Below are 2,710 nucleotides of genomic sequence, written 5' to 3'. Positions count from 1 at the left end.
ATACTATAGAATGAAAATTTAACCTAAGGAGGTCTTATATAGGCATGACACAAGACAACTTAATGATTATTATCGCCTTTGCCTTATATCTAGGACTCATGATGTATATTGGGGTCTATTACTACAGGAAATCAAACAGCATTGGTGATTATATCCTCGGTGGCCGACAACTAGGACCATGGATCACAGCACTGAGTGCGGAAGCATCAGATATGAGTGGTTGGATGCTCATGGGTGTGCCGGGCCTAGCGTATACTACGGGGATTTCTGGTGTATGGATTGCCGTAGGTCTCACATTAGGTACATGGGCAAATTGGAAGTTTGTTTCTAGACGCTTGCGTAACCATACAGAGGTAGCTAGTGACAGTTTAACGTTACCAGACTATTTGAAAAATCGTTTCCACGATCAATCCCATTCGGTAGCTGTTATATCAGCCCTATTCATCTTGATTTTCTTCTTGATTTATACATCATCGGGCTTTGTAGCAGGGGGTAAATTGTTCAATACCATCTTTGGTCTTGATTACACCGTATCTCTATTTATTACAGCGGGTATCGTCGTATTCTACACATTCCTCGGCGGCTTCCTCGCCGTATCTTGGACAGACTGTATTCAAGGGGCATTAATGTTCTTTGCCATCTTAGCAGTACCAATTACAGCAGCCATGTTTATGGGTGGACCTATTGAAACATTCCAACTCATTCAACACGAGTTTCCTCAAGGTCTTAGCTTATTTGGCAATCCATCCGATTGGTTTACTTGGGCTATCGGCTTAATCTCCGCTCTCGGTTGGGGCCTAGGTTACTTTGGTCAACCTCACATTCTCGTAAGATTCATGGCCATCTCCGACGGGAAAGAGTTAAAAAAATCTACGAATATCGCCATGGTATGGGTTATCTTATCCCTTATGGCAGCTATCGCGGTAGGCCTCATCGGTCACGTATACATGCTGCCGGATAAATTAGTCGGCACTGATGCGGAAACAGTATTCCTCATCATGACAGAACGTCTCTTTACACCATTTGTAGCAGGTCTCATCTGGTCCGCCGTATTAGCAGCTATCATGAGTACTGCATCTGCACAATTGTTAGTAACAGCTTCCGCTATTGCTAATGACCTTTATGCGAATATCATTCATCCTAAAGCAAGCGATAAAGAGCTAGTACTAGTAAGCCGTATCGTAGTGCTACTAGTTGCATTAATAGCCATCTATATGGCAATGGACCCAGATAGCTACATCTTAACAATGGTTGCCTATGCATGGGCAGGCTTTGGTGCTGCCTTCGGTCCAGCCATCTTGTTCTCCTTGTTCTGGAAACGAATGACACGTCATGGCTGTATCGCAGGTATCGTCGTAGGTGGTTTAACCGTACTCATTTGGAAACAATTTGGATTCCTCGGCCTTTACGAAATCGTGCCAGGCTTCATCTTCTCTTCCATCGCTATCTATGTAGTGAGTATCATGGGTAAATTACCTCCTCGCCCAGTTCTTAAGGACTATCGCGAAGCAGAAAAAATGCATGTTCTATAAATTAGAAATCGGACGTTTAAAATAGCATACATAAAAATAGAGCTAGTTGATTCAACGATCAACTAGCTCTTTTATTATGAGTATTGTGCTAAGCCTTCCTTAATAGCTTCTTTCACTTCTGCTACCAAGGATGTTGGTGAAAGTACTTTCACACTTTGCATATATTGAAGTGCCCAATACTTAAAGGCATCATGATTTACACGTACACGGCATACAACGTCATCAGCTGTAACGCTGGTGAATTCCACATTCCCATCAAACCAATCTAAAATTTGGTTTACAATAGACCGCTTTGCCTTAAAACTTACGGTAACGGATTCACCACCGAACATGTAAATATGTTCTTTTACATATTGTGATACATTGAAGGTGCGTTGCTGATTATAGCCCTTTATCTCCCGTAAAGGTTTTCTACGTTCGCTCAGCACCGTAATGTGTGCAATTCGATCGACACGCAATGTAGACATGTCATCATAATTTTCATGGTTCCCAACTAGATAATAGTGTCCCCGATTCATAACTAGTTGGAATGGATTGAATACATACTTTCGCTCCTTATTATCTGGACCGAGATTGATATGTAATCGTTTATCCACGTCAGGTTGGCAATAAGCCAAGGAAATTTTTCTCCCCTTTTGTATTGCTTCCTCTATGAGATCAATGTTAAGGAATAAGTCTTGACTTCTATGAAGGTAACCCGTAGCACTTTCAATATCAATACCATGGGGCTTGAAATGAGAGCTACCCAATTTAGCAACACGACTAATTAAATCCTTACGTTGAGATGCGGTAATATGACGAGACGCCAATATACCGTCAATTAATAATCTCAATTCTGAATCTTCAAAGGTATGAATCATATAGAAATCAGTACGGCGAATAGTACCATCCGCTCCTACGGCAGACTCTTCACATTGAATACCAAAATCACCAGATTCATATAAATCATTTAAATGACGGCCTAAGGTCTTCCGATCGACGGATACCTCGTACCGCTCGGCTAATATACTGCGAATCTCCTCTTGAGATAAAGTATGATTAGCATCCGTTTCACTTTTCAGGATTTCTAGTATATATACTAGAACGGCCTTCTTAGATGCCATAAAAGACTCCTTTTACAAATAATACAATAAAAACAACATTGTAACTAATACAATTTATAATATCATCCACAACAC

Annotated in this window: 2 protein-coding genes; one reads left to right on the top strand and one right to left on the bottom strand. The window is 41.0% G+C overall.

What is annotated here, in order from left to right:
• The first annotated feature begins 44 nt into the window (after positions 1-44).
• On the top strand, positions 45-1,532 hold the full coding sequence (putP, locus tag QZ334_RS07835; protein WP_295233420.1) for a sodium/proline symporter PutP: 1,488 nt from the start codon (positions 45-47) through the stop codon (positions 1,530-1,532).
• A gap of 74 nt (positions 1,533-1,606) precedes the next feature.
• Here the strand turns inward: putP and QZ334_RS07830 are convergent, their stop codons facing one another.
• Positions 1,607-2,635 carry a helix-turn-helix transcriptional regulator gene (locus QZ334_RS07830; RefSeq protein ID WP_295233416.1) on the bottom strand — a complete coding sequence of 343 codons (1,029 nt, stop codon included), beginning with the start codon at positions 2,633-2,635 and terminating at the stop codon, positions 1,607-1,609.
• Positions 2,636-2,710: the final 75 nt, after the last annotated feature.

It is taken from the genome of Veillonella sp. (assembly GCF_019414865.1).
Classification (GTDB): domain Bacteria; phylum Bacillota; class Negativicutes; order Veillonellales; family Veillonellaceae; genus Veillonella.
Note: the sequence above shows the minus strand (reverse complement) of the source record. Positions and strands in the feature narration are given on the sequence as shown.

What these genes read in the sequence shown, in the direction of transcription:
- putP (WP_295233420.1), top strand. Translation starts at nt 45, where the DNA reads ATGACACAAGACAACTTAATGATTATTATCGCCTTTGCCTTATATCTA.
- QZ334_RS07830 (WP_295233416.1), bottom strand. Translation starts at nt 2,635, where the DNA reads ATGGCATCTAAGAAGGCCGTTCTAGTATATATACTAGAAATCCTGAAA.